This window comes from Scandinavium tedordense (genome assembly GCF_024764965.1).
GTDB lineage: Bacteria > Pseudomonadota > Gammaproteobacteria > Enterobacterales > Enterobacteriaceae > Scandinavium > Scandinavium tedordense.
Genome location: NZ_JALIGG010000050.1, coordinates 1 through 26179, shown reverse-complemented (window position 1 = coordinate 26179; position 26179 = coordinate 1). Strand labels below are relative to the sequence as shown.

The following is a 26179-nucleotide window of genomic DNA, read 5'->3' as shown; positions in this document are numbered from 1 at the left end:
TAGAAACAGATGACCGCTACGATAAGTGGGTCTATCCTGTACGGACTGTACCGAAAATCGGGATAATCTATGCATCGCAGTGGATTCACTGAACTGGAAGTTGTGCTCGCCGTCGCGCACCGCCAGAGTTTTCGCGCTGCCGCGCGGGAGTTGGGCATGTCGGCTACCGCGGTCAGCAACGCCGTCGCCGGGCTGGAAAGCCGCCTAAAGGTGCGTCTGTTTAACCGTTCGACGCGCAGCGTGGCGCTGACGCCTGCGGGCGAGCGCTATGTCGAGCGCATCGCGCCCGCGCTGGCGGAAATTCAGCGCGCATCGGAAGAGATCACCGCCGTGCCGGACACGCCGACCGGGACGTTACGCATCAACGCCCCGCAGGAGAGCGTATCGATTTTATACGAGCCATTGATTGAGGAATACCTGCAACGTTATCCACAAATGCGCCTGGAAATCACTAGCGAATCGCGGATGGTGGATATCGTGGCGGAAGGCTACGACGCGGGGATTCGACTCGAAGAATCCGTGCCGCAGGACATGATTGCGGTGCCGCTCACGCCGGACATCCGCATGCTGGTCGTCGCCACACCAGAGTATCTGGCCGAACACGGCACGCCGCTGGCGCCTGACGATCTGCGTCAGCACCAGAGCGTCGGGATGCGTATGGCGCACGGCGGGATTTATCACTGGGAGTTGGAGCGTCATCAGCAGAAATTCTCCGTCAACGTGCCACCGCGCATCGTGCTTAATGAAATGCGCGCCATCCGCCGCGCCGCGCTGAGCGGCATCGGGCTGGCGTTTATTTCGGATTTGTTCGTGCAGGACGATGTCGCTGCCGGGCGACTGGTCAGCGTGATGGCCGAATGGTGTCAGCCGTTTGGCGGGCTACGTCTTTACTACCCCGGTAGACGTCACGTTCCACCGGGGTTGAAAGCGTTCATCGATTTGGTACGCGAGATACGCGACAGAACGCCTACACCTTAAACAACCAGCAGGCGGCGAAATGGCGCGGGGCGATCTCCTGTATCGGCGGTTCTAGCTGCTGACACACCGGCATCACGTGCGGACAGCGGCTGCAAAAACGGCAGCCGTTAATCTCTGCGGTCGGGCTTGGGATCTCGCCCTTCAGCCCGCCGTGTTCCAGATTTCGCACACGCGGATCGGGCTGCGGCACCGAGGCCAGCAGCGCCCGAGTGTACGGGTGCGCCGGTTGCCGATACAGCGTGTCTGCGTCAGCCACCTCCACCAGCTTGCCGAGATACATCACGCCGATCCTGCTGGAAATGTGGCGCACCATCGACAAATCATGGGCGATAAACAGGTATGTCAGCCCTAATTCCTGCTGTAGATCTTGCAGGATATTCACCACCTGCGCCTGCACCGAGACATCCAACGCCGACAGCGGCTCATCGCACAGCACAAACTCCGGACGCACTGACAATGCACGCGCAATGCTAATCCGCTGGCGCTGACCGCCGCTGAACTCATGTGGGAAACGCTGCAAATGCTCCTGCTTAAGACCTACTTTGTACAACAGTTCTTCAGCGCGTTCACGCTGCGCCTGTTTGCTGTAGCCGTGAATTTGCATCGGTTCGGAAACCAGCTGCTGGACGGTCATGCCGGGGTTCAGCGAGGAATATGGATCCTGAAAAATAGCCTGCATCCGGCGGCGCAGCGGTTTGAGGGTTTTCTCTGAGGCGTGGGCAATCTCCTGCCCGGCAAAGGAAATCTCGCCGGACGTGATATCAAACAGCCGCAGCATAGCGCGCCCGAGGGTCGATTTACCGCAGCCGGATTCCCCCACCAGGCCGAAAGTCTCGCCCGGCATGATGTCAAAACTGACGCCGTCGACGGCTTTCACCTGACGACCTTTTCGCAGCCAGCCGCCATTCAGCGCGTAGTGTTTACGTAGGTCGCGAACGCGAATTAACGGTTCCTGGCTCATGCCTGAATCTCCTTATCCTGCCACAGCCAGCACGCGGTGCGGTGACCCTCAGCGTTCGAATAAAACGGCGGCGGCGTGTCGCATTGCGCCATCCGCTGCGGGCAGCGCTCGGCAAACGGGCAGCCGGTTGGCGGGTTGAGTAACCCCGGCGGTGAGCCTTCAATCGGCGACAAACGGTGTTCCGGGTCGTCGGCGCGCGGCAGCGACGCCAGCAGGCCACGGGTGTACGGATGCAACGGCCGCCAGAAAATATCTTCGACGCTGCCCTCCTCCATCACCTGCCCGCCGTACATCACCACGACGCGACTGCATACCTGCGCCACCACGCCAAGATCGTGCGTGACCAGTAAAATGGCGGTGCCTGTTTCCTGCTGGAGCGATTTCAACAGCCGCAGGATCTGCGCCTGAATGGTGACGTCCAACGCGGTGGTCGGTTCGTCGGCAATCAACAGCTCCGGGTTGCAGGAGAGCGCAATGGCGATCATCACGCGCTGACGCATCCCGCCGCTGAACTCGTGCGGATACTGGAAGAAACGACGATCGGCATCGGCAATCCCGACACGGGTCAGCATGTCGATGGCTTGGGCTTTCGCCTCGCGTTTCGACAGACTTTTATTGCGGATGAGGATCTCCGCCATCTGACGGCCAATGGTCAGCACCGGGTTCAGGGCGGTCATCGGATCCTGAAAGATCATCGCGATATCGTTCCCGCGAATTTTGCGCATCTGCTCCGGCGTTTTACGCGCCAGATCTTCGCCGCGAAAACGAATGCTGCCGCCGGTAATTTTGCCGTTTTTGCCAAGCAGTTGAATCACCGATTTACAGGTTACGCTTTTGCCGCAGCCGGATTCCCCGACGATGCCGACCAGTTCGCCCGGCTTCAGCGCAAAACTCACGCCGCGCACCGAATGTACTTCGCCGTCGCGGGTGAAGAACGACGTTCGCAGGTTATCGAGTTCCAGTAAGTTATGCATCACGATTGGCTCCCGGCTCGAAGGCGGTACGGAACACGTCGCCCAGCACGTTAAAACTGAATACCGTCAACAGGATAAGTACGCCGGGGAACATCGCCAGCCAGGTAGCTTCCCCGATGTACGACTGCGCGTTGTTGAGCATACTGCCCCACGAGGCCGCGGGCTGTTGCACGCCGAGGCCCAAAAAGCTCAGCGTCGATTCCATCAATATGGCCGACGCGATATTGAGCGTCGCGGAGACGATGATCGTCGGCAACACGCCGGGTATGATGTGCCGCGCGATAATGCGTAACGGATGCTCGCCGGACGCCCTGGCGTAAAGCACGTATTCGCGCTCCTTCACCGACAGCGTTTCGGCGCGGATCAGACGCGACATATTCATCCACGTCAACAGGCTGATAATCATGATGATGTTGTCCACGCCGGGCTTGAGATACGCGTTGAGCACCAGCAGCAGAAAGAACGCCGGGATCGCCAAAAGAATATCGACGGCGCGCATCATGATGTTGTCTATCCATCCGCCAAAATAGCCGCTCACGGTGCCGACGACGGTGCCAATCAGCGTGGAAAACAGCATCACCATAAAGCCGACCATCAGTGAAATCTGGCCGCCGTACAGCGCGCGCGTAAGGTAATCGCGACCGTATTCGTCGGTGCCGAACCAGTGTGCGGCATCGGGCGGCAGCAGGCGTGCACCGAGCGACATCTGATCCGGATCGTAAGGACTTAACCCCGCAGCCAGCGCCGCGAGGATGAAAATAAAGAGCACCAAAAGGGAGAACTGCGCCGGACGATTGCGGCGCAGCTGGTGACGTACGTTTTGCCAACGTCTGCTCATCGGCGGTTACCTCTGGGTACGAATGCGGGGATCGGCGAAGCGATACAGCAGATCCGCCAGCAGGTTGCCGACGATCAGCATTAACGACGACAGCAAAATGATCGCCATGATCAGCGGGTAGTCGAGCGAGGAGATCGCCTGAATGCCCAGCAGCCCCATGCCCGGCCACGAGAACACGCTTTCGGTGACGTACGCGCCCACTACCATTTCACCAAACGACAGGCCAAACAGGGTGATAACAGGTAGCAGCACGTTTTTCATCACGTGGCGAAACAGAATGGTGCGATACGTTGCGCCGTACGCCAGCTGGGTTTGCACATAGTCCGCCGACAGCTGGCTGATGGTGTTGGAACGTACATAGCGCACATAGGTCGACAGATTGTAGAAGGTCAGCGCGATACACGGCAGCACACCGTGGCGCACAACGTCGAGCCAGTTGTCTTCCACGCCGATCGTGCGCATTCCCATGCTCGGCAGCCAGTTGAGCTGTACCGCAAACACCGTTATCAGCAATATGCCGAACCAGAAAATCGGTACCGATATGCCGATATAGGCAAACAGGTTGAGGACGTGATCGAGCCAGCGATGTTTAAACGCACCGGCCAGCAGACCGAGCGGCACCGCCAGCACGATCGCCAGCAACAGCGACGCGCCCATCAGGCCAAGCGTGGCGGGCATACGTTCGACGATCATCTCCAGCACCGGGCGGTGATAAATCAGCGAGTAGCCCAGGTCGCCCTGAAACAGGTTTTTCAGCCACAGGAAGTACTGCGTCACCAGCGGTTTATCCAGCCCGAGACTCTGGCGGATACGCTCGATATCCTCCGGGGCCATGCGCGGCGTGATGTACGCCTGCACGGGATCGCCCGGCGCGAGTTTCACCAGTAAAAAAGCGACCAGTGAAATAAAGAAAAGCATCGGCAGCAGTTGCAGCAGCCGACGCGTTAGCGTTGCGTTCACGACATTCCCTTCACAAAAAAGCCCCCGCAAGGGTGACACCGTTTATCTCAGGCAATGCACACGGGGAAACGCCGGGATCTGGTTCCCGGAGGGAGGCCAGACCCGGCGGTCGCCCCGAATATCACAACCTTAAAATAACGGTATCACCCAAGCTGGGGGCTAACAGATTATTTTTGATAGATTTTCGACAGATCCTGGAACATATATACCGGCTTCGGTTCCGCTTCTGCGGTGCCGCCAAAACGCTTGTCGACTGCCACGGTAGCGTTGGTGTACGCAATCGGGTAGTAGGTCATGTCGTTCGCAACGGTCTGCTGAATTTGCTTGTAGATTTCACCGCGTTTGGCGGCATCGGTCTCAATGGAGCCTTTATCCCACAGCGCATCGAATTGCGGATTTTTATAATGCGCGTAGTTGTAGGCTTCGTTGCTCATGAACAGCGATTTATAGCCGTCCGGCTCCGCGCCCATGATGTACCCCCCGAGGTTCAGCTCCCACGCCGTGCTTTGCATATCGAGACTGCGCTGCGACATGGCGTTAGCATCCAGCGGCATCAGCTCAACGTTAATGCCTAACGCTTTCAGCTGCTGCTGGATATAGAGGCTCATGCTCTCCTGGGTTTTGTTGGTATTAACGTAGGCCAGACGCAGTTTGAGATTGGCCGGGGCGCCGGAGGCTTTCAGCAGATCTTTGGCTTTTTGCAGATTGTATTTGTACTGTTCGACATCGTCAGAATGGTACAGCGTGTCCGGCGTCAGGAATGACGTTGCCGGTTTGGCGTAGTCCTGAGAAGTAAACGCGGTAGTGACCAGGTCGTCTTTGTTGATGGCGTACGCTATCGCCTGACGCAACTCTTTGCTCTTCATCACCGGCACATTCTGGTTGAACGTCATGTACGCCAGACGCCCTTCCGGGTAAACCACAAAGTCGAATTTCCCGGTGTTTTTCAGGCGCGACACGTCCTGTGGGTCAACCATCTTCATGTTGATTTCGCCGTTTTGCAGCGCAAGGTTGGCGGAGTTGCTGTCTTTGGCGAAACGGTAAGTGACGGAATCGAGCTTCACTTTGCCATTCCAGTAATCGTCAAAACGCGACAAAGCGTAATACTGGCCCGCGCGATATTCCTTAAATTTGAACGGCCCGGAACCAACCGGCGCATCGTTTTTACTGCTTTTTTCCAGGTCGCTTTCATTGGCGAACACGTGCTGTGGAATTGGGTAAATCTGCACCAGGGTGCCAACAAACGCGGCGCTGACCTGTGGTAGAGTGAATTTTACTGTCAGATCATCGACTTTACTGACCTGTACCGGTTTGCCACCGAACATGAACATGCTGCGGAAAAAACTGTGCTGCTTTTCGTCCAGCAATTTATTGAAGGTGAACACCACGTCATCGGCGGTCAGCGGCTGGCCATCCTGCCATTTCAGGTTAGGTTTCAGCTTCAGGGTGTAACTCAGATTATCAGCAGAAGGCGTCAGGCTTTCTGCCAGAGCCCACTCAATTTTTCCGTCATTGTAGCTATAGAGCGGCGCATAAAGCGCCTGCATGATGGTCAGCGTGGTGCGGTCGCTGGCGTAAATCGGGTTCACCGCCAGCGGATCGCCGGAGGTAATGCCAATAATCAGCGAGCCGCCGTCTTTCGGTGCGGCATTCTGATCGGCGGAGGGAGCATTTACGGTGTCATTATTTTTTGCATCGTCGCATCCAGCGAGACCTAAGGCCAGCGACATCATCGCGGCGGAGAAAACCAACTTGCGCATGCTTTATTAACTCCTTGCCATCATTATTATTGTCTGCCAACGGGCGCAGTTCAGCGCGCATATTGGAGCCTTTCCCACACGATTTGAAATGCGATTTTCGCTTAAGCTTATATCCTTATTGATCTATATAAGATGTTTTTAAAATAAGCCGTTAAGGCCATCACGACTCTGAATGCTAAAGCTCAGCTTACGCACCTGCTAAACTCCTCCTTTTGTCCCCCTAAATTATTCGAGTTGCAGGCAGGCGGCAAAAGAGCGAATCCCCAGTCACTTACTTAAGTAAGCGCCAGGGGTTAGAGAGTGCGGTCAACGCACCTGCGACTCGAAGAGTGACGGGGAAATATCTCAAACAACAAGGCGGTTTCTGTATGTCTAAAAATGAATATCAGCCCCCGAAAGTCTGGGAGTGGAATAAAAACAACGGCGGCGCATTCGCCAATATCAACCGTCCGGTTTCTGGCCCGACGCACGAGAAAGACCTGCCGGTGGGCACGCACCCACTGCAACTTTATTCACTGGGCACGCCGAACGGGCAGAAAGTGACGATTATGCTGGAAGAGCTGCTGGCGCTCGGCGTGACAGGTGCGGAGTACGATGCGTGGATGATCCGCATTGGCGACGGCGATCAGTTCTCCAGCGGGTTTGTCGACGTGAACCCGAACTCGAAAATTCCGGCACTGAGCGATCACTCGGTGAACCCGCCGCTACGCGTGTTTGAATCCGGTTCGATCCTGCTGTATCTGGCGGAAAAATTTGGTCACTTCCTGCCTAAAGACCCGGCGGGTCGGACCGAAGCGCTGAACTGGCTGTTCTGGCTACAGGGCGCGGCTCCGATCCTTGGCGGCGGATTTGGTCACTTCTATAACTACGCCCCGGTCAAAATTGAGTACGCCATCGACCGCTACGCCATGGAGGCCAAGCGTCAGCTCGACGTGCTGGATAAACAGCTGGCGCGCAGTCGCTATGTGGCGGGCGAGGAGTACACCATTGCCGATATGGCGATTTGGCCGTGGTACGGCAACGTGGTGCTGGGCGCGGTGTACAACGCGGCGGAATTCCTCGACGTACAGAGCTACAAAAATGTGCTTCGCTGGGCGCAGGACGTGGGCAACCGTCCAGCGGTAAAACGCGGACGCATCGTAAACCGCGCTCAAGGGCCGCTGAACGAGCAGCTGCATGAGCGTCACTCTGCCAGTGATTTCGACACCAACACCGAAGATAAACGTCAGGGCTAAGCCCTTCCCGTCGACCGGGCGTCATGGCCCGGTCACTTTTTTCTCACTGTATATTTACACGCCAATACATTATTAGTATGAATATGTCTTCCTCCGGCATATGGCATCTAAATGTCTGAAATCGCCCTGAAACAACAGATCCAGAATCTGAAAAAGCATAACGCCCGATTGCTACGCATTGCTCGTGACGCGAAGAGTAAGCTCAGTGCTGCGCTCGACGGCACCGGGCTCTGTTTATGGCAACTGGATATCCCCAGCGGGAAATTAATTATTTTTAACCGTCGCTGGGGCGCGATGCTGGGCTATCAACCGAAAGCCCTGAGCGCCCATTTTGACGTGTGGCGGGAACACCTGCACCCGGAAGACCGCCAGCAGGTTCTCGATGCCTTTTACAGTCATCTGGAAGGCAGAGCGCCCTATTACGAAGCCTTGCATCGGATGCAGCACAAAAACGGCACCGTCAGCTGGGTGTTAGATCGCGGGCGCGTGAGCGAGTGGGATGATGACGGCAAACCGCTGAAGGTCACCGGCACCCACATCGACATGACCAAGGAGAAGCAGTACGAGGAACAGCTTTCCCTGCTCGCCAATCACGACCCGCTTACCGGGCTCGCCAATCGCCATGCGTTGTTAAAACACTTCGCACTGATGCAACGGGACGACGCCATGTGCGTGGCGTTTATCGATCTGGATGATTTTAAAGCGGTGAATGATCGGTTCGGCCATCGCTGTGGTGACGAGCTTCTCATTCAGCTTAGCAAGCGCCTGCGTGACGCCTGCCCTCCGGGCGCCGTTGTTGGGCGGCTGGGGGGTGATGAGTTTGTGCTGCTGCTGCCGTTTTCGCTCAACAGCCTGCTTATCTGGAGCACCGCGCACAACTGTCTGCGTGCGACGTTGACGCCGTTCGAACTGGCCAGCGGCACCGCCTCGGTAGGCGCATCGATAGGGATTAATGAAGTGCTGCACGATGACGATTTCAACGACGCGCTGCTGCGGGCTGATATCTCGATGTATCAGATAAAACACACCGGCAAAAACGGCGCGGCCATTGGGCAGACGCTTATCTCCCTTTCAGGAGAAGAGTCGATGTCCGAAGCACCCGTCAATCATGAAACAGCCCAACGCCGCCTCTGAGTTAGCTTCGCAAACGAAGTCCTGCTTTCAGCCTGCAGCAGCAGGCTCGGCTGTTCGTCTGCGGGCCAGCCATCAGTCGGGTCATCGGGGTTCTCCCTTATCAATCGCCAGCAATGTGATCGCCCGAACTTACCGGAACATTTTCAGGCGCTAGTATAGAAACGTCGTTTCAAAATACAGACCACAAGGAGCTTCCATGTCCTGGCTCGCCAGTTCCGAACGTTATCAACAAATGCAGTATCGCTATTGTGGCAACAGCGGGTTGCAGCTTCCCGCGCTGTCGCTGGGTTTGTGGCACAGTTTTGGTCACATTCAGTCGCTCGATTCACAGCGCGACCTGCTGCGTAAAGCCTTTGATTTAGGCATTACCCATTTTGACCTCGCCAACAACTACGGGCCACCACCGGGCAGCGCCGAGGAGAACTTTGGCCGTCTGTTGCGTGACGATTTCATCACCTATCGTGATGAGCTGATTATCTCTACCAAAGCGGGATATGACATGTGGCCCGGGCCTTACGGCTCCGGCGGTTCGCGCAAGTATGTGCTGGCGAGCCTCGACCAGAGCCTGAAGCGCATGGGCCTGGAGTATGTCGATATTTTCTATTCTCACCGCGTGGATGAGAAAACGCCGATGGAAGAAACCGCCGCGGCGCTGGCTCAGGCGGTGCAGAGCGGCAAGGCGCTGTATATCGGTATCTCGTCGTATTCCACCGAGCGCACTCAGCAAATGGTGGGTCTGCTGCGCGAGTGGAAAATCCCGCTGCTGATTCATCAGCCGTCGTACAACTTGCTGAACCGCTGGGTGGATAACACCGGACTGCTGGATACGCTGGAAAATAACGGCGTCGGCTGCATTGCCTTTACGCCGCTGGCGCAGGGCCTGTTAACGGGTAAATACCTGAACGGGATCCCGGACGGGTCGCGGATGCAGACCGAAGGCAAGAAAGCGCGCGGGCTGACGGAAAATATGCTCAGCGAAAGTAATTTGAAGAGCCTGCGTCTGTTGCAGGAAATGGCGCAGTCACGCGGGCAAAGCATGGCGCAGATGGCGCTGAGCTGGCTGCTGAAGGATAACCGGGTGACGTCGGTGCTGATTGGCGCGAGCCGCCCGGAGCAGCTGGAGGAGAACGTTCAGGCGCTGAACAATCTGACCTTTACGCCGCAGGAGTTGGCGCAGATTGACCAGCACGTGGCGGACGGACAGCTGAACCTTTGGCATGCGTCGTCAGATAAGTAACGTGATTGGGAGGCATTTCGCCTCCCTCTGTTCAGCGCTAAAGGCGCCTCAACCCTTCCAGCGCCTTTTCAAGATATGTACGTGGACACCCCAGATTCAGACGAATAAAACCACTGCCCGTTGGGCCAAAACTGTTGCCCATCGAAGGCGCTATCCCCGCGATATCCGCCATTGCCCCTTTAAGCTGCTCATCGTCCAGGCCCAATTTCCGACAATCGATCCACAACAGGTAAGTGCCCTGGGCGGGAATAATTCTGGCCCAAGGTAAACAGGCTGCGGCTCTCGTCTCAAACCAGCGGCGATTGTCCGCAAGATAATCCAGCAACGCATCCAGCCAGGAGCCCCCTTCTTGCCATGCCGCCGTTGCAGCCTGCACGGAAAGCGCATTAAAAACATCCAGTCCGTGCGCATCCAACCGTCGCGTAAAAGAGGCGCGTAGTTTTGGGTCCGGAATGAGAAAGTTTGAAATACGCAGCGACGACAGACCAAACGTTTTACTGGCGGATGTCGCGGCTATCACCCGTGAATGCCAGCGCTCCCCCAAATGCAGCACTGACGTAAAACGTTCCCCGGGCAACAGGAGATCGGCCCAGATCTCATCAGACAGAACCCGCACGTTGTACTTTTCACACAGTGTCAGCAGGCGCTCAAGTTCTTCCGCCGACCAGCAGCGCCCGGTCGGGTTGTGCGGGTTACACAAAATCATCAGCGGCGGGCATTCGCGACGAAAAAGCGACTCCAGATGAGCCAAATCCATTCGGTAACCGGCGTCAGCCGTTTCAGACAGTGGGTTTTCTACTAATCGTCTGTCGTTCAGCGTCACTATTTTCGCGAAAGAGCCATAATACGGCCCCTGAACCACAACGCTTTCACCAGGCTGCGTCAGCTGTTGTACCAACAACGACAGCCCGGGAACCACGCCTTCCACACTGCACACCCACTCCTGCTTCACCGTAAGCTGATGACGCGACGCAAACCAGCCAATCAGCGCATCGAAGTAACGCTGGTGACGTTCGCTGTAGCCAAAAACACCATGTTCAATCCGCTGATGCAACGCCGTCTGTACCGCAGGTGGACACGGAAAATCGAAATCGGAAACCCACATTGGCAACAGCGTTTCCGCACCCTCGCCGAAATGACGCGCAATAAAATCCCATTTTACCGATCCGGTGTTATGCCGATCGACAATCTGATTAAAATCCATCTTGTTCCCTTTTTATTTCCATCATGGTCGAGTCAGGTTCTGGTGCTTGTGCTGCTGGCGCTATCCGGGCGATACCGATCCCGGTGAAACCATAAATCAGAGCGAAGAATATCGCCGAATAGCACTGGACGGCCCAAGGCAGTAAATCCAGGGTACTGACGCCAAGTGTCGTCGCCATATAAACACCGGCCGAGGTCCATGGTAGAAGCGGCTCAATGACCGTCCCCGCGTCTTCCACCGTGCGTGAAAGGTTTTTGGTATCCAGCCCCATACGTCGGTAGGCGTCTTTAAACAGCTCGGCCGGAACCAATAACGCCAGTTTGCCGTCACTGGTGGCCCCTGTAACCAGAATAGTGGTGCCAATCGTGGCGGCGATCAGCTGCCCCACGCTATGAATAACCGTCAGCAAACGGTTAATGATGATGGTTAAGGCGCCGGTTAAGGTTAACGCTCCGGCAAACGAAAAGGCACAGAACACCAGCAGAATGGTACTCATCATTGAGAACATGCCACCACGATTAAGCAACCGTGGGACGTCTGCGACGATTCCTTCGCTCCCCTGAGGGAACATAGTGATGTTAAAACCGTCGATGAACGCATCCAGCCCCTGTTTGATGCTCAATCCCTGCAAAACAACGCCGAGGATCAATGCCAGCACACAGGCGCTTAGCATCAACGGGATAACAGGTTTCTTACGAATCGCCCCCCACAGCACAATCACCGGTGGCAGGATCAGCAGAATATTGAAGTGATACAACGACGCCAGTGAGTTCACGATATCGGTAACGCGCTGTGGTGTGGCGACCTCTCCCAGCATGTCGTTGTGTCCTGCAATCAGATAAACCACGGTTGCCAACAAGAAGCTGGGAATAGTGGTCCACATTAAATGCTGAATATGCTCAAACAAGGTGGTGTCCGCGACAATGGCGGCAAAGTTCGTGGAGTCTGAAAGTGGTGAGATTTTATCGCCAAAATAGGCCCCGGACACGACGGCACCAGCAGCAGCTGCAAGCGAAACATCTAACCCTGCAGCCACCCCCATCAATGCAACCCCCACCGTTCCGGCAGAACCCCATGATGTACCCGTGCATACCGACACGACGCTGGTCAGAAAGAAGGCGGCAATCAGAATATATTCCGGACTGATCAGCTTCAGTCCCCAATAAACCATGTAAGGAATGGTGCCGCTGAACATCCAGGTGCCAATCAAACCGCCCACACAGATTAAAATCATGATAACCGGCATCGCCTTTGCTAGCTTATCGACCACCGAATTAATGATGTCGTCCCAGCTGTAGCCTTGCCACCATGACATCACTGCCGCCACTGTCGCAGAACACAGCAGCAGGGGTTCGATACGTAACCCCATGACGCCATAACCCACCACCAGCAATAACAGCATCGCGACGATCGGGATCAGCGCTAAACCAAATGAAAGCGTTTTTTTCTTGTTTTGTGATGCACTCATAGTAGAGCTCCTGTCTGTAAGGTAGCCCAAGAGTAGGCGCAGAGGCTTGCAGCAACTGTGATCGAGAGTTCGCCACCATGTAAGCGATTACATGGAACTGCAAACCATGAGGCAAATCACACTCTTGCTGCTTGACGGTTATTTTTCGGCTGAAATCAAGGGAAAAACGGAATCTCGGATGACCAACGTTGCGCTAAAGCTATTCGCACTGGGTGGCAATGTCACGCCCTGATAAAGTTGAATCGCCAATGCCGAAGCACGACGAGCCATATGTTCGACTGGGTAATGCATGGTGGTCAGCGCAGGATGGAGATAACGGGCCAACACCACATCATCAAAACCGACAAGGGAAAGCTTTTGTGGCAGGTTAACGCCTTGCTGGTGAAGAACACGCATGATCCCCGCCGCCATCACATCGTTAAACGTCAGCGCCGCGGTAAACGCAATACCACTATTAAGCAACAAATGTGCGGCGCGCTCACCGCCTTCTTCGTTAAACGGTACGCTTATCACCCACTGTTTTTCCACCGTAACGCCATATTCAGCCATCGCCTGACGATAGCCTTCGAGCCGGTCCTGGCGGTCAATAATCGGTAAATCGGAGGTGACACAGGCAATATAGCGATGACCTTGCGCTAACAAGTGAAGCGTAGCTTCACGGGCCGCACTGCGATTTTCCAGCCAGATACAACGGTGGGCCATGCCTGCAATGTAGCGATTCACTACCACCATCGCCGGAAAATGCGCGCTGTAGCGCAGCAGCTCTTTGTCTGACAGCCTGCTGGCATGCACCACGATAGCCTCACACCCCTGGTTCACCAGAAAATCGAGCCCGGCTTTCTCCATGCTCTCATCATGCCCACCACTGCAAACCATTAGCCGGAACTGATGTTTGCGCGTCACCTCTTCCACGCCACGGGCCAGACGCGCGAAAAAAGGATCGGCCAGATTACCCGTTAGCAAACCAAGCATGTCACCACTGCGCTTCGCCAACGCGAGAGCTGCAGCATTACGTCGATAGTTGAGATCACGCATGGCTTTTTCCACCCGCTCTCGGGTGACGGGTTCAACCCATGCAGTTTGATTGATTACCCGGGAGACGGTCGCCGTAGAGACTCTGGCCAGCAGTGCTACATCCTTGATTGTCGCCATTCTTCCCCTCGTTTATGCGCTTCAGGAAAGAAATGAGCATAGCATTGAAACCCTCTGCTCTTAGGCGCTAAAGATGAGAGGCTTCCTACACTGCCAGCGGATCAACCTCTGGCCGCTGAAATTCCGGCCACACCAGTGCCACCAGCTCCGGGTAAGCATGTAAACTAAATTCCCTAAAACACTGCTGCAGGTTCAACACGTCGAGGTCGCCACGCGAGACTTCCTCCCCATTAAGACAGCGCTTTTTTATATTGTCGTAATATTTATACACTGCCGAATTGAGATCGCTGCACCGCCGCTGGGCCTCGAATAAGCCCGCTGCAGCATTTAATTCGGTGATACTCATCCGCTTTATTGTGGCGTGAAGAAAATCAATATATTCGTGATTTACCCGCCAATACCATACCGGCGTTATCGCGTTCATGAGCATCGCAAAATGGTCTTCACCTTCCTCTTTACTCAGCGATTTCACCTGAACCGGCAGCGTTTTTTCTGCCCCCATGTCGTTTTTAAACAAACCAGAGATAACTAAAAGAATAACAACCGTCAGCAATAGCAGGGCTATCACGAAATAGATAATACTGTTCATGGTTGGCTCCATTTTTTTTGATTTTAAATTTACACCATGATATTGTCAACGAACCTCACACCTTTATCGCCATTATCCTGTTGAAACCAAAAGGACATCAGGCATGATACCCGAGTCGCTGATTCCGGCCCATTTTCACATTTCCAGCACAGCAGAAAATAATACTGATTTAACTCAAGGAAAGATTACCCTCGAAAATATTGCCGCAGATATATTAGCCGCACCGGTTCGTCATGGCCAATCGCGAAATATGCTGCTGGAGGAACGTGACCGCCATATTAAAGACCGGCTGTTTCGGGTGGTTAAAATAGAAGCATTCGCTCGGATTCTCAACGATCTGCAATTGGAAGGCGAAATAGACAGTCAGGAATTAAGTAAAATTATCGCTGAACACACCGACAAAATTAATCAAGCCGGAAACGAAATCTGGATTAATTTGATTACGCGCGAGAAAGCAGCCCCTCTTTTTTATGATTTTCAGGACGAATAAAAATGGAAAAGGGTGAAGATAATAACGTCTATTTGACTTTGGACGACAAAAACAGCGACACCATCATTCTGAAGCATAATCTTCAGGCACTAAAAAATGAAAAGAATGCGGTGATTGAAGAGACAGCCAAAGCGCTGGTGTCGATTCCCGCGGCGCTGGTACGCATGAAGTGGCAGTACCGCCGGGAGATTTACGCCTTCCAGGTGAAAGAAGAGATCTATGGCGCGGCGCTGGTCGAGGTAATGACCCGAAACCCGCAGCTAAAAGAAAAAATCCTCGCGCATGTTGAAGCGAACTATCAGCATATTCTGGCGCGCGAAACCGCCACCCTGCGCCTGACGCGTAAACTCGCCGACGGTAACTGCCGTACCGCCAGCGTCAATATTGTGGCACCTGAAGAAAACCTCCCGACGCCAGTCGCTAAAAAAGCTTGATTACACCAGCCTGAAGACGGAAATCGCGGTCTCCGGCTTACCTGTTGCTGCTCCTGCATGGTCTGCGCCGTTAGCAGGCGATCGGCCCGCTGACGAATGCCAGAGAGTGAAATGAGGTCACGAGAAGGGGGAAGCTCTGTGCGGAGTAAAGTCGCCAGGGTCATGCTGAACGCCCATGCTGGCAGGTGGTGCTTTGCCCCGTTTTCACCGCGCTTTTTTATGATGCGCCTGAATAAGCGTAGAGAGGTTTATCCCGCTCGTCAGTGGCGATCAACAAAAATTCGGGCGGCGTTAAGATGAGAAAAAAAGAATATATCAGCGAGTTATCCATTTTACTTAGGGCATAAAAAAACCGGCGCGAGGCCGGTTATTTCATTAATGGTGCCGCTTATTTTTTCGCGGTGGCGTGCTCTTCACCGACCAGGCCGATTTTTAGATATCCCGCCTGATGCAGAGTATCCATCACCTTCATCATCGTCTCGTAGTTTACGGTTTTATCCGCACGGAAGAAGATAGTGGTGTCTTTCTTGCCTTCGGTCAGCGTGTTAATCGCATTCACCATGGTGTCGTCGGTCACCGGATCGTTGCCGAGGAACATGGTGTTATCCGCTTTCACCGACAGGTACACCGGTTTTTCCGGACGCGGCTGCGGCTGGCTGGAGGACGCCGGCAGATTCACTTTCACATCAACGGTGGCCAACGGAGCCGCTACCATGAAGATGATCAGCAGTACCAACATGACGTCGATAAACGGCGTCACGTTGATTTCATGCATTTCGCCGTTATCGTCCAGATTTTCGTTTAGACGCATTGCCATTGGCTATCACCCTACCCGTAATTTCTGGGTGGTACGTACCGGCTGAGCGCCGCTGTTATTGAGATCGAGGTCACGGCTTTGCAGAAGCAGAACCTGCGCCGCCACATCACCGAGCAGCGCTTTGTGGCTGCCAATCATGCGGGCAAAAATGTTGTAGATAACCACCGCAGGGATTGCGGCGAACAGGCCAATGGCGGTCGCCAACAGCGCTTCTGCGATACCCGGCGCTACAACAGCCAGGTTAGTGGTCTGGGTCTGGGCAATACCGATGAAGCTGTTCATGATGCCCCATACGGTGCCGAACAGACCGATAAACGGGGAGATCGCACCAATTGTTGCCAGATAACCGTTACCACGGCCCATATGACGACCAGCAGCAGCGACACGGCGCTCCAGACGGAAACCGGTACGTTCTTTAATACCTTCGTTGTCTTCGGCACCTTCAGAAAGTTCCAGTTCGTTCTGCGCTTCGTTCAGCAGCTGAAGGCTGAGGCTTTTCGCCGGGAAAGCGGCAGCAATTTCGCTGGCCTGATTCAAAGAGCGGGCTTCGGCGAGCTGCTGCTGCTCACGCTTGAGGCGGCGTTTTTGCGACAGCAGTTCGGTACTTTTGCTGAAGAAGATTGCCCAAGTGACAACCGATGCCAGAATCAGGCCGATCATTACCACCTTAACTACGATGTCGGCATGATGATACATACCCCAAACGGAGAGATCCGCCTGCATCAAATTATTACCCACTCTGTATCTCCAGGATCTAAATCACAAAATCTGAGCGTAATAATATCAAAACGTCGTCGAATTGATAGTCGTTCTCATTACTATTTACATATTGACGCAATCATCGCTAACTTTCATTGCGCTCACGCATTAAAAAAGGTGCTTTGGCGTATTCTGGCAAAATTTTCTGCTTAATCTGTTCACACAAGGTACAACCCCAAACAATCATGTTAGTTTAGACGTCCAGACGTATAAAAACAGGTGGTAAAAACATGTCCAAAAAACAACTTGATACCGTGCTGGTGAATGCTGGCCGCAGTAAAAAATACACGCAGGGCTCGGTAAACAGCGTGATTCAGCGCGCCTCGTCGCTCGTTTTCGAGACCGTTGAAGCCAAGAAACTGGCCACCCGCAATCGTGCCAAAGGCGAGCTGTTTTATGGTCGTCGTGGCACCCTGACCCACTTCTCCTTGCAGGAAGCGATGTGCGAACTGGAAGGCGGTGCCGGTTGCGCTCTGTTCCCTTGCGGCGCGGCGGCGATTGCCAACACGATTCTGGCGTTTGTCGAACAGGGCGATCATGTGCTGATGACCAACAGCGCCTACGAACCGAGCCAGGATTTCTGTACCAAAATCCTCGCCAAGCTCGGCGTCACCACCGATTGGTTCGACCCGCTTATTGGCGCCGGTATTGCCGACCTGATTCAGCCCAACACCAAAGTGGTGTTCCTGGAATCCCCGGGTTCCGTCACCATGGAAGTGCATGACGTTCCGGCCATTGTCAGTGCCGTCCGTCGCGTAGCGCCTGACGCCATCATCATGATCGATAATACCTGGGCCGCAGGCGTGCTGTTTAAAGCACTCGAATTTGATATCGATATTTCGATTCAGGCCGCCACCAAGTACCTGATTGGCCATTCCGATGCCATGATTGGCACCGCCGTTTCCAATGCTCGCTGCTGGGATCAGCTGCGCGAAAACGCCTATCTGATGGGGCAAATGGTGGATGCAGATACCGCGTATATGACCAGCCGTGGCTTGCGTACACTCGGCGTGCGTCTGCGTCAGCATCACGAAAGCAGCCTGAAAATTGCCGAATGGCTGGCTGAGCATCCGCAAGTTGAACGAGTCAACCACCCAGCGCTGCCGGGCAGTAAAGGTCATGAGTACTGGAAACGAGACTTTACGGGCAGCAGCGGCCTGTTCTCCTTCGTACTCAAAAAGCGCCTGAACGATAGCGAGCTGACGGCGTATCTCGATAACTTTACGCTGTTCAGCATGGCCTATTCCTGGGGCGGCTTCGAGTCGCTTATCCTGCCGACGCAGCCAGAACAGCTGGCGGACATTCGCCCCAACGGCAAACCCGACTTCAGCGGTACACTGATTCGTTTGCACATTGGTTTAGAGAATGTTGACGATCTTCTTGTGGATTTATCGGCCGGTTTCGAGCGCATCGTGTAAAGTGGCAAGCTGATGGACACAATTTCAGACAGTCCCTGCAAAAACTGCCGGAATTGTTGCGCCTGGGATCAAGGCATCCCGGGCGATTCAGGAGTACAATACACTCAGAAAATGTCAGTCCACAGGAAAGCCCATGGTTGTTATCCAGGAGATTGCCGCCGCACTCTGGCAGCATGATTTTGCCGCGCTGGCGGATCCCCACGTCGTGGGTGTTGTTTATCTGGTGATGTTCGCCACGCTGTTTTTAGAAAACGGCCTGCTGCCCGCGTCTTTCTTGCCGGGGGATAGCCTATTGCTGCTCGCCGGCGCGCTGATCGCCAAAGGCGTGATGGATTTTGTGCCTACACTCGCTATTCTGACCGCCGCCGCCAGTCTCGGCTGCTGGCTGAGCTATGTTCAGGGCCGCTGGCTTGGCAACACCAAAACGGTGAAAGGCTGGCTGGCGCAACTGCCGGACAAATATCACGACCGTGCAACCTGCATGTTTGACCGCCACGGGCTACTGGCACTGCTCGCCGGGCGTTTCCTGGCATTCGTGCGTACCCTGTTGCCAACGATGGCAGGTATTTCCGGTTTGTCTAACCGTCGCTTCCAGATTTTCAACTGGCTGAGCGCCGTGCTCTGGGTCGGAGTGGTGACTGGCTTCGGCTATGCGCTGAGCATGATCCCCTTCGTTAAACGCCACGAAGATCAGGTGATGACGTTCCTGATGATCCTGCCTATTTTCCTGCTGGTTGTGGGTTTACTGGGCACGGTGATTGTGGTGATTAAGAAGAAGTATTGTAGCGCCTGATTTCTCCCCCTCGCCCTCTCCCCAAAGGGGCGAGGGGAATAATGACCTCTTCCCTTTGGGAGAGGCTAGAGAGAGGGAAAACTACATCCCCTGCATTCCCCGAATACGCGCCGCATCTTCGCCCGGCGTGATCCCGAAGTAACGCTTAAACTCACGACTGAACTGCGAAGGGCTTTCGTACCCCACCTTTATTGCCGCCGTGCTGGCCTTCAGGCCGTCATGCACCATCATCATTCGCGCTTTGTGCAGCCGATAGGATTTCAGATATTGCAGCGGAGAGGTGCTGGTCACAGACTTAAAGTTGTGATGAAACGCCGAAATGCTCATATTGGCTTCCGCAGCCAGCTGGTCAACGCTGAGGTTTTCGGTGTACTGGCTCTCAATCCGTTTCAGCACCCGACTAATCAGACTGAAATGCGTCTGGCGGCTGACCAGCGCCAGCAACGCGCCACCGCGTGGCCCCATCAGCACGTGATAAAGCATTTCACGGATGATTTGTTTGCCAAGAATGCGCGCATCCATCGGGTGCTCCATCACGTCGAGCAGACGCTCGGCGGCACAGAGGATTTCATCGGAGAGCGTGGCGGAGTTAATCCCGCTGGCGGCCATCGAAGGTTGAAACAACTCGTCCTCACCGATGTCCATCAGCAGCTCCTGCAATTGCAGAATATCGACATTCAGACGCAGACCCGCCAGCGGCACTTCCGGCGTGGCAAAAGTTTCGCATTCAAACGGCAACGGCACCGTCAACAGCAGGTATTCCGTGGCGTCATAGCGGAAAACACGCTCGTTAATGTGGCCTATCTTATGGCCGGAAAAGAGGAATACGATCCCCGGCTGGTACATTACCGGCGTGCGGGTCCCCGGCTGCGTGCCGTACAACAGGCGAATATCCGGCAACAGATGAATGAGTTTTTCTTCATTACTTTTCAGCTGCTTAATTTTCTCTGTCAGCAGCAGACAGGTCTCTTCACGGTTCATTTTTAGCGATATCCGGAACGTATTTCGATGGATGTATTGTGGACAATAATATTCATATTCTCCAGCCCGCAGGAGAAATGGGCAATACATAGGCAGGAATGTGCATTGAGACAAACAGCCTACAAGACCACAATACCCTCCATCAGGTAGCCCTGTCGCTACCGTCTTTTTCACCCGTTATGAAGGGAAAACCTATGTTTAATTTCAATCTGCACACTCCAACGCGCATTTTATTCGGTAAAGACGCTATTACAGACCTGCGGGCGCAAATCCCGGCAGATGCGCGCGTCCTCGTCACGTACGGCGGCGGCAGTGTCAAAAAAACCGGCGTTCTGGACCAGGTCATGACCGCGCTGGACGGCCTTAACGTGCTGGAGTTTGGCGGTATCGAGCCAAACCCATCTTATGAAACGCTGATGAATGCAGTGAAAATTGCCCGCGAAGAAAAAATCACTTTCCTGCTGGCCGTGGGCGGTGGTTCCGTACTCGATGGCACCAAATTCATCGCGGCGGCTGCGCAGTATGCTGACGGCGTTGATCCGTGGGAAATCCTGCAAACCGGCGGCAGCAAAATTGAAAGTGCTATTCCGATGGGTTCCGTACTGACGCTGCCTGCGACCGGTTCTGAATCCAATATGGGTGCGGTAATTTCTCGCAAAACCACTGGCGACAAACAGGCGTTCATGAATCCGAACGTACAGCCGGTCTTCGCCATTCTTGATCCGGTATACACTTACACCCTGCCACCACGTCAGGTCGCAAACGGCGTGGTGGATGCCTTCATTCACACCGTTGAACAGTACGTGACCTACCCGGTAAACGCCAAAATTCAGGACCGTTTCGCCGAAGGTATTTTGCTGACGCTGGTTGAAGAAGGCCCGAAAGCGCTGAAAGAGCCAGAAAACTACGACGTGCGTGCCAACGTGATGTGGGCGGCGACTCAGGCACTGAACGGTCTGATTGGCGCTGGCGTGCCGCAGGACTGGGCGACGCATATGCTCGGCCATGAGCTGACGGCAATGCACGGCCTGGATCACGCCCAGACGCTGGCGGTTGTTCTGCCTGCTTTGTGGAATGAAAAACGCGACACCAAACGCGCCAAACTGCTGCAATACGCAGAACGCGTATGGAACATTACTGAAGGTTCTGAAGATGCCCGCATTGATGCCGCCATTGCTGCGACTCGCGAGTTCTTCGAAGCGATGGGTGTGCCGACGCGCCTGTCCGGCTACGGTCTGGACGGCAGCTCTATCCCCGCGCTGCTGAAAAAACTGGAAGAGCACGGCATGACGCAAATCGGTGAAAATCAGGATATTACTCTCGACGTGAGCCGTCGCATTTACGAAGCGGCACGCTAAGGGTTTTTCCGCTCAGCCTTTCGTTTTCTCGTATTTCGTCCAGACTTAATGCTACTACTTCACCGGAGCGCCCACCGCACTCTGGTGAATTTCATCTAAGGAGGAATGCATGACACATCCAACCGTAATCAAGCTCAATGACGGCAACATCATGCCGCAACTGGGTCTCGGCGTGTGGAAAGCAGGCAACGAGGAAGTGGTTACCGCCATTCATAAAGCGCTGGAGATAGGTTATCGTTCTATCGATACCGCCGCCGCGTATAAAAATGAAGATGGCGTGGGCAAAGCATTAGCCAGTGCTGGCGTCGCGCGCGATGATCTGTTCATTACCACCAAACTGTGGAATGACGATCAGAAACGTCCGGCCGAAGCGCTCCAGGAAAGTCTCGATAAACTGCAGCTCGATTTTGTCGATCTTTATCTGATGCACTGGCCGGTCCCGGCTATCGATCATTACGTTGAAGCCTGGCGTGGGATGATTGAACTGCAAAAACAGGGTCTGGTGAAAAGCATCGGCGTATGTAATTTCCAGGTGAGCCACCTGCAACGTCTGATTGATGAAACCGGCGTCTCGCCAGTCATTAACCAGATTGAACTTCATCCTCTGATGCAGCAGCGTCAATTGCATTCCTGGAACGCGACGCACAAGATCCAGACCGAGTCATGGAGCCCTCTGGCGCAGGGCGGCGAAGGGGTTTTCGATCAGACTATTATTCGCCATCTGGCGGAGAAATACGGCAAGACACCGGCGCAGATTGTGATTCGCTGGCATCTGGATAGCGGACTGGTGGTTATCCCGAAATCCGTTACGCCAACGCGTATTGCGGAAAACTTTGACGTATGGGATTTCCGTCTGGATAAAGACGAACTGGGTGAGATTGCAAAGCTGGACCAAGAGAAACGGCTCGGACCAGACCCGGATCAATTCGGCGGGTAATTTTTCCTGAGAGGCCCGGTAGGCGACAGCGCCACCGGGCACCAGGTTTAACATTCGCTGGCATCTTGATCGCGCCCTGGCGAGATTAATACTCAGTGCATTGAATTTGTTTTCTTATTACAGCGCTGATTTACTCAGTTTCATTTTTTCGTAGTAAACACTCGTAATGATATATTATTCCATAATTAACCCGGTAATCAAGAAAAAGAGTGCCGGAGCAATACAGAGCGACAGTGACAATCCGATCATCGCGCTCGCTGTTTTTTCCTCCGCAACCGAATATCCAAACCAGCTAAGCGTATAGCCGGTGACAATACCCGAAAGCCCCATCCCCAATTTTTGGCAGAAAGAGATAGCGCCCATTGACAAGCCTGCGGTATCTACCCCATTTTTTTGCTTTCCGTATTCTGTGACTTCTGAAATAAGAGCCCAAAAAATAGGGGTATTGAGATCGGTCAGAAAGCAATAAATCAGATAGCAAATTACCGCCGCCATGAAATTATCCTGATCAACAATGAAATACATGGCAATGCCAAACGCAGCCGACAAATACATAGAGAGACGAAATACGTTGATTTTACAGTAGCGTCGGGTAAGTTGTTTAGACACAATCGCCGCAATTACACCCCCAATAGACCACATTCCCAAAAAGAGTGACACTTCATATCCCCCCTTTGCCCCCGCAAAATCGGTTACATAGATAAACGCAATATTGGCCCGTAACAGAAAAGCCAGCATCAAAGTCACACAAGCTGAACACAAAATGACCCACTGATCGTTACGCAATGCGGACTTCATCTGCTGTAATAACGGCGTTTTGTTGGCAGAAAGGTTAATGCGTTCTCTCGTTGTCAGCCCACAGAACAGCAGCAGTAATGCACCTATAGTGCCCAACAGCACGAATGATAACGAATAAGCCGAAGCCGTTCCTCCCTGAACGGTGACAAGCCATGGCACCATCGTGGTACACAGCAATGTCGCAGTTTTGGCCATTGAGAAACGCCAGGTATTGGCGGTGATGCGTTCATTCTGATTGTCAGTAATCACCGAAATCATAGAGATATAAGGGATCGTCACCACCGTAAACATCAACGAATTGAAGATATAGGTGCTATAGGCCCAAAATAATTTCATTCCATAACTATCGCCAACGTTGATAAACATCAGATACATGGAAATACCCATTGGGATTGCCGCTAGCAATATCCAGTGTCGGTAATGCCCTATGCGTGTTTTATAGCGGTTAGCCACCCACCCCATCATTGGATCAGTACAGGCATCAAGACACCTGACGGCTAATAACAACCATCCGGCATCTACCGGGGAAATCCCCACCACCTGAACATAAAATGCGTAAATAAACATACCAGTAGAAATGAGAGAAAGATTGATGGCGCAGTCCCCTGTACCAAAGCCAATTTTCTCACGTACCGACAGCTTGTTAGATTTCATCGCGTGCCTCCCTGCTGCACAAAAACTCTGTCTATAAAAGCATCAATGAATTCACGCGCATTTACTTTTGTCGCAACCAGCACATTGGCAGCGACGGGTTCTTTTCCCCAAATCCGTTCGTCGGTACAAACCGTCATCCCCCTGGTATGTTGCCCGGCTAATTCTATGCTGACATTTTCGGTACGCCACCCCATATCCATTTGTTCAGCCAATGCACCAATGACCAGAGGATCGTGCAAAATGGGGAGAAAACCCGTCTTGTTAAACCAGTGATGGCAGCTTGCCAATAGCAGTTTTTTTAACGGTGTATTAGCATGGTATGCCATACGCTCAACATCTTCCTGCGTCATCCTACATTGCGCCGTAATATCCAGTCCGATGCACTTGATCATTAATCCGGAATTAAAAACAAGACTAGCCGCCTCAGGGTCACATACAATATTCCATTCATTGGCGTGCCGATGAAAACATCCTCCCATAATATAAACATCTGAAATATTACTAACCAGCTCAGGATTTTCCTCTATAAATATGGCCAGATTCGTCAGACAACCGAGGGCTACAAATGCAGCCTTCTCCGAAGTAAAAAAGTGACGAAGGAATACCTGCGCATCTCCTTGTGCCGTGTACTGCTCCATATCAGCCGTATATTGGCAAGGAACCTCATGGATATCATTTGCACACAGCAGGCTATGACCGGCGCCGGCATAAACCGGTATCTGTGGAGTATCAGCCAACGCCAGCAGATGTTTGGCTATTTTCGCCCTAAGCCCTGTGTTTTTAAACACAGTGGTAATGCCGACAATCTGTACCTGCGAATACGTCAGAGCTAACGCAATGGCCAGAATGTCATCAGCATCATCTCCAATATCAGTATCAATTATGATTCGATTAGCGTTCATCATGAAAAATTCCCGACTATTTTAATTCATCGCCACATTACAGATATTAAGAATCTCCGGGAATTCTAAAAAAAATGACAGCTATACGGCTATCTCTGAAAATAGCAGTGATGTTGTCTATAGAAAAATAACCACAAATCAATGCAATAGAGACGACAAGCCACTATCATTCTGTTTTAAAGAACAATTGTTGTGTGATAAACAACAAAAAGACGGATACAGAACAAAGTCCTGTCATGATACATTTATTGGAATGAGAGTCCTGGGAAATATTTAATAATTATAGATGTGATCCATCTCACTTAAAAGAGGTAACTGCATGCCTGCAATGCTGCACCACTCTGATCGTATCACGTTAAAAATGTTGAAATATTTTTACACTGTTGCAAAATATCAACATTTTGCCCGAGCAGCAGAAGATTTAAACATTTCTAAATCACCGCTAAGTACCATGATAAAAGATCTGGAAGATATCATTGGCGGCACAGTATTTTCAAGAAACACCAGAACCGTTGAACTCACTATTTTAGGTGAAGCACTATATGCTGAGTGTGAAAATATTTTCCGTATTGTCAATAACTCGCTGAACAAAATATCAAGAATTAGCAGAGAGATAAACTCCACTATTAATATTGGCGTAATCAGCTCTTTTTTCTGGGCAGGACTCGCTCGCGCCTTAAAGGAAATAAATGAAAGAGAACCTCACCTTACAGTTCAGATTTTTGAAATGACACCGGAGGATCAAAAGAAGGCGCTAAAAAACAAAAAAATCGATCTTGGATTATCCCGCTATGCCGATACTATCAATATATCCCCTTTACATTATAAGAAAATATATCATGATGAGATGTGCGTGATTACTTCAAATAAAAATCCGCTTTGCGCACTTGAAAAGATTCATCTCACTGATTTAAAGGAATCCCAATTTATCATGATGAAACGGCAAGACTCGGCTTCGACTCTGCTAGTGAAAAATACCTGTGAATTATTAGGCATCGATCTCTGCATCGAAAAAGAGGTGTTCGAACCACACACCTTGATGGCTTTAGTGGCAATGAACAATAGTATCTCTATCGTGCCGCAAAGTTTCGCCAATCAATACTGGGATGATATCAATTTCATCCCGCTGGAAGAAAAAATTCCGGCGCATATCTGCGGTATCTATGATCCAAGCAATACCCATCCTTATTTGCTTAACTTTGTCCGTTTACTGACTCAGACCGGCTTTGTTGAATAAATCGAACTTTTGCTGAGTTAAAGGATCAGATCACGCATCATCCGGCAACACGGGTCGTCCCATGGCAAAACAGAAGTTTAAAGTCACTAACTGGCGCAATTACAACAAAGC

25 protein-coding genes and 1 pseudogene are annotated in these 26179 nt (G+C 52.9%); 12 read left to right on the top strand and 14 right to left on the bottom strand.

The features are described from left to right. Nucleotides 1-69 precede the first annotated feature (69 nt). Entirely contained in the window at nt 70-978 is a 909-nt protein-coding gene (locus MUU46_RS04265; protein WP_159759877.1) for a LysR family transcriptional regulator, read from the top strand. Here MUU46_RS04265 and MUU46_RS04260 read toward each other — a convergent pair. From MUU46_RS04260 to MUU46_RS04240, 5 genes are all read right to left on the bottom strand, one after another. After that, complete coding sequence (locus tag MUU46_RS04260) at nt 968-1939, bottom strand: ABC transporter ATP-binding protein (RefSeq protein WP_258964853.1); 972 nt, start codon at nt 1937-1939, stop codon at nt 968-970. The two genes, MUU46_RS04265 and MUU46_RS04260, sit on opposite strands and share 11 nt — an antisense overlap. Further along, nucleotides 1936-2916, bottom strand: coding sequence for an ABC transporter ATP-binding protein (locus MUU46_RS04255; protein WP_509908878.1), 981 nt, complete (start codon nt 2914-2916; stop codon nt 1936-1938). Before MUU46_RS04255 ends, MUU46_RS04260 begins: the two co-directional genes overlap by 4 nt. After that, nucleotides 2906-3751 carry an ABC transporter permease gene (locus MUU46_RS04250; RefSeq protein WP_258964852.1) on the bottom strand — a complete coding sequence of 282 codons (846 nt, stop codon included), beginning with the start codon at nt 3749-3751 and terminating at the stop codon, nt 2906-2908. Before MUU46_RS04250 ends, MUU46_RS04255 begins: the two co-directional genes overlap by 11 nt. A gap of 6 nt (nt 3752-3757) precedes the next feature. Beyond that, complete coding sequence (locus MUU46_RS04245) at nt 3758-4711, bottom strand: ABC transporter permease (protein ID WP_258964851.1); 954 nt, start codon at nt 4709-4711, stop codon at nt 3758-3760. Nucleotides 4712-4878: 167 nt separating this feature from the next. Continuing rightward, on the bottom strand, nt 4879-6471 hold the full coding sequence (locus MUU46_RS04240; RefSeq protein WP_258964850.1) for an ABC transporter substrate-binding protein: 1593 nt from the start codon (nt 6469-6471) through the stop codon (nt 4879-4881). Nucleotides 6472-6839: 368 nt separating this feature from the next. Here MUU46_RS04240 and yghU point away from each other — a divergent pair, with 368 nt between their 5' ends. The 3 genes from yghU (at nt 6840) to MUU46_RS04225 (ending at nt 10077) form a co-directional block, all read left to right on the top strand. Beyond that, nucleotides 6840-7706: a glutathione-dependent disulfide-bond oxidoreductase gene (yghU, locus tag MUU46_RS04235; protein WP_159759879.1), complete on the top strand. Its 867-nt coding sequence runs from the start codon at nt 6840-6842 to the stop codon at nt 7704-7706. A gap of 111 nt (nt 7707-7817) precedes the next feature. Continuing rightward, nucleotides 7818-8840, top strand: coding sequence for a sensor domain-containing diguanylate cyclase (locus MUU46_RS04230; protein ID WP_258964849.1), 1023 nt, complete (start codon nt 7818-7820; stop codon nt 8838-8840). A 196-nt stretch (nt 8841-9036) separates the two neighbouring features. Beyond that, nucleotides 9037-10077 (top strand): aldo/keto reductase, encoded by a 1041-nt coding sequence (locus MUU46_RS04225; protein WP_258964848.1) that lies wholly within the window; start codon nt 9037-9039, stop codon nt 10075-10077. A gap of 37 nt (nt 10078-10114) precedes the next feature. Here the strand turns inward: MUU46_RS04225 and MUU46_RS04220 are convergent, their stop codons facing one another. The 4 genes from MUU46_RS04220 to MUU46_RS04205 form a co-directional block, all read right to left on the bottom strand. Beyond that, nucleotides 10115-11281, bottom strand: coding sequence for a MalY/PatB family protein (locus MUU46_RS04220; protein ID WP_258964847.1), 1167 nt, complete (start codon nt 11279-11281; stop codon nt 10115-10117). Further along, nucleotides 11271-12749 (bottom strand): Na+/H+ antiporter NhaC, encoded by a 1479-nt coding sequence (nhaC, locus tag MUU46_RS04215; protein ID WP_258964846.1) that lies wholly within the window; start codon nt 12747-12749, stop codon nt 11271-11273. The genes MUU46_RS04220 and nhaC overlap by 11 nt, the downstream gene beginning before the upstream one ends. Nucleotides 12750-12887: 138 nt before the next feature. Continuing rightward, nucleotides 12888-13901 (bottom strand): LacI family DNA-binding transcriptional regulator, encoded by a 1014-nt coding sequence (locus tag MUU46_RS04210; RefSeq protein WP_258964845.1) that lies wholly within the window; start codon nt 13899-13901, stop codon nt 12888-12890. 85 nt (nt 13902-13986) lie between these two features. Further along, the gene (locus MUU46_RS04205; protein ID WP_159759885.1) at nt 13987-14490 is read right to left on the bottom strand and encodes an ESA_00282 family adhesion-associated protein; all 504 of its coding nucleotides are present in this window, start codon (nt 14488-14490) and stop codon (nt 13987-13989) included. Between the two features lie 103 nt (nt 14491-14593). Between MUU46_RS04205 and MUU46_RS04200 the strand changes: the two genes are divergently transcribed. Continuing rightward, nucleotides 14594-14980: a hypothetical protein gene (locus MUU46_RS04200; protein ID WP_258964844.1), complete on the top strand. Its 387-nt coding sequence runs from the start codon at nt 14594-14596 to the stop codon at nt 14978-14980. A 2-nt stretch (nt 14981-14982) separates the two neighbouring features. After that, nucleotides 14983-15414, top strand: coding sequence for a cytoplasmic protein (locus MUU46_RS04195; protein ID WP_258964843.1), 432 nt, complete (start codon nt 14983-14985; stop codon nt 15412-15414). 388 nt (nt 15415-15802) lie between these two features. On the opposite strand, the gene exbD is transcribed toward MUU46_RS04195, so the two are convergent. After that, entirely contained in the window at nt 15803-16231 is a 429-nt protein-coding gene (gene exbD, locus MUU46_RS04190) for a TonB system transport protein ExbD (RefSeq protein WP_159759891.1), read from the bottom strand. Nucleotides 16232-16237: 6 nt separating this feature from the next. Further along, a complete protein-coding gene (exbB, locus tag MUU46_RS04185) occupies nt 16238-16969 on the bottom strand; it encodes a tol-pal system-associated acyl-CoA thioesterase (RefSeq protein WP_258964842.1) in 732 nt (243 codons plus the stop codon). Nucleotides 16970-17220: 251 nt separating this feature from the next. Between exbB and metC the strand changes: the two genes are divergently transcribed. Continuing rightward, nucleotides 17221-18408: a cystathionine beta-lyase gene (gene metC, locus MUU46_RS04180; RefSeq protein WP_258964841.1), complete on the top strand. Its 1188-nt coding sequence runs from the start codon at nt 17221-17223 to the stop codon at nt 18406-18408. A gap of 133 nt (nt 18409-18541) precedes the next feature. Continuing rightward, on the top strand, nt 18542-19201 hold the full coding sequence (gene yghB / locus MUU46_RS04175) for a DedA family general envelope maintenance protein YghB (RefSeq protein WP_159759897.1): 660 nt from the start codon (nt 18542-18544) through the stop codon (nt 19199-19201). Between the two features lie 81 nt (nt 19202-19282). On the opposite strand, the gene MUU46_RS04170 is transcribed toward yghB, so the two are convergent. Next, complete coding sequence (locus MUU46_RS04170; RefSeq protein ID WP_159759899.1) at nt 19283-20182, bottom strand: AraC family transcriptional regulator; 900 nt, start codon at nt 20180-20182, stop codon at nt 19283-19285. Between the two features lie 194 nt (nt 20183-20376). Between MUU46_RS04170 and yqhD the strand changes: the two genes are divergently transcribed. Together yqhD and dkgA are read left to right on the top strand one after the other, a co-directional pair. Beyond that, nucleotides 20377-21540, top strand: a complete 1164-nt coding sequence (gene yqhD, locus MUU46_RS04165) for an alcohol dehydrogenase (RefSeq protein ID WP_258964840.1) — start codon at nt 20377-20379, stop codon at nt 21538-21540. A 109-nt stretch (nt 21541-21649) separates the two neighbouring features. After that, entirely contained in the window at nt 21650-22477 is an 828-nt protein-coding gene (dkgA, locus tag MUU46_RS04160) for a 2,5-didehydrogluconate reductase DkgA (protein WP_159759903.1), read from the top strand. 174 nt (nt 22478-22651) lie between these two features. On the opposite strand, the gene MUU46_RS04155 is transcribed toward dkgA, so the two are convergent. Both MUU46_RS04155 and MUU46_RS04150 read right to left on the bottom strand, forming a co-directional pair. Further along, a complete protein-coding gene (locus MUU46_RS04155) occupies nt 22652-23929 on the bottom strand; it encodes an MFS transporter (RefSeq protein WP_258964839.1) in 1278 nt (425 codons plus the stop codon). Beyond that, the gene (locus MUU46_RS04150) at nt 23926-24834 is read right to left on the bottom strand and encodes a nucleoside hydrolase (protein ID WP_258964838.1); all 909 of its coding nucleotides are present in this window, start codon (nt 24832-24834) and stop codon (nt 23926-23928) included. Before MUU46_RS04150 ends, MUU46_RS04155 begins: the two co-directional genes overlap by 4 nt. Nucleotides 24835-25150: 316 nt before the next feature. Between MUU46_RS04150 and MUU46_RS04145 the strand changes: the two genes are divergently transcribed. Together MUU46_RS04145 and MUU46_RS23090 are read left to right on the top strand one after the other, a co-directional pair. Beyond that, the gene (locus tag MUU46_RS04145) at nt 25151-26068 is read left to right on the top strand and encodes a LysR substrate-binding domain-containing protein (protein WP_258964837.1); all 918 of its coding nucleotides are present in this window, start codon (nt 25151-25153) and stop codon (nt 26066-26068) included. Continuing rightward, nucleotides 26065-26179: pseudogene (locus MUU46_RS23090) on the top strand (hypothetical protein); the annotation flags it as partial. The gene MUU46_RS04145 and the pseudogene MUU46_RS23090, both read left to right, overlap by 4 nt.

Excerpts from the sequence above, each read along its gene's own strand:
- dkgA (WP_159759903.1), top strand. The coding sequence starts at position 21,650 with ATGACACATCCAACCGTAATCAAGCTCAATGACGGCAACATCATGCCG.
- MUU46_RS04225 (WP_258964848.1), top strand. The coding sequence starts at position 9,037 with ATGTCCTGGCTCGCCAGTTCCGAACGTTATCAACAAATGCAGTATCGC.
- MUU46_RS04250 (WP_258964852.1), bottom strand. The coding sequence starts at position 3,751 with ATGAGCAGACGTTGGCAAAACGTACGTCACCAGCTGCGCCGCAATCGT.
- MUU46_RS04230 (WP_258964849.1), top strand. The coding sequence starts at position 7,818 with ATGTCTGAAATCGCCCTGAAACAACAGATCCAGAATCTGAAAAAGCAT.
- MUU46_RS04265 (WP_159759877.1), top strand. The coding sequence starts at position 70 with ATGCATCGCAGTGGATTCACTGAACTGGAAGTTGTGCTCGCCGTCGCG.
- MUU46_RS04200 (WP_258964844.1), top strand. The coding sequence starts at position 14,594 with ATGATACCCGAGTCGCTGATTCCGGCCCATTTTCACATTTCCAGCACA.
- yqhD (WP_258964840.1), top strand. The coding sequence starts at position 20,377 with ATGTTTAATTTCAATCTGCACACTCCAACGCGCATTTTATTCGGTAAA.
- MUU46_RS04155 (WP_258964839.1), bottom strand. The coding sequence starts at position 23,929 with ATGAAATCTAACAAGCTGTCGGTACGTGAGAAAATTGGCTTTGGTACA.
- exbD (WP_159759891.1), bottom strand. The coding sequence starts at position 16,231 with ATGGCAATGCGTCTAAACGAAAATCTGGACGATAACGGCGAAATGCAT.
- MUU46_RS04210 (WP_258964845.1), bottom strand. The coding sequence starts at position 13,901 with ATGGCGACAATCAAGGATGTAGCACTGCTGGCCAGAGTCTCTACGGCG.
- MUU46_RS04260 (WP_258964853.1), bottom strand. The coding sequence starts at position 1,939 with ATGAGCCAGGAACCGTTAATTCGCGTTCGCGACCTACGTAAACACTAC.
- MUU46_RS04145 (WP_258964837.1), top strand. The coding sequence starts at position 25,151 with ATGCCTGCAATGCTGCACCACTCTGATCGTATCACGTTAAAAATGTTG.
- metC (WP_258964841.1), top strand. The coding sequence starts at position 17,221 with ATGTCCAAAAAACAACTTGATACCGTGCTGGTGAATGCTGGCCGCAGT.
- MUU46_RS04170 (WP_159759899.1), bottom strand. The coding sequence starts at position 20,182 with ATGAACCGTGAAGAGACCTGTCTGCTGCTGACAGAGAAAATTAAGCAG.
- yghB (WP_159759897.1), top strand. The coding sequence starts at position 18,542 with ATGGTTGTTATCCAGGAGATTGCCGCCGCACTCTGGCAGCATGATTTT.
- MUU46_RS04205 (WP_159759885.1), bottom strand. The coding sequence starts at position 14,490 with ATGAACAGTATTATCTATTTCGTGATAGCCCTGCTATTGCTGACGGTT.
- MUU46_RS04195 (WP_258964843.1), top strand. The coding sequence starts at position 14,983 with ATGGAAAAGGGTGAAGATAATAACGTCTATTTGACTTTGGACGACAAA.
- MUU46_RS04240 (WP_258964850.1), bottom strand. The coding sequence starts at position 6,471 with ATGCGCAAGTTGGTTTTCTCCGCCGCGATGATGTCGCTGGCCTTAGGT.
- yghU (WP_159759879.1), top strand. The coding sequence starts at position 6,840 with ATGTCTAAAAATGAATATCAGCCCCCGAAAGTCTGGGAGTGGAATAAA.
- MUU46_RS04220 (WP_258964847.1), bottom strand. The coding sequence starts at position 11,281 with ATGGATTTTAATCAGATTGTCGATCGGCATAACACCGGATCGGTAAAA.
- nhaC (WP_258964846.1), bottom strand. The coding sequence starts at position 12,749 with ATGAGTGCATCACAAAACAAGAAAAAAACGCTTTCATTTGGTTTAGCG.
- MUU46_RS04150 (WP_258964838.1), bottom strand. The coding sequence starts at position 24,834 with ATGATGAACGCTAATCGAATCATAATTGATACTGATATTGGAGATGAT.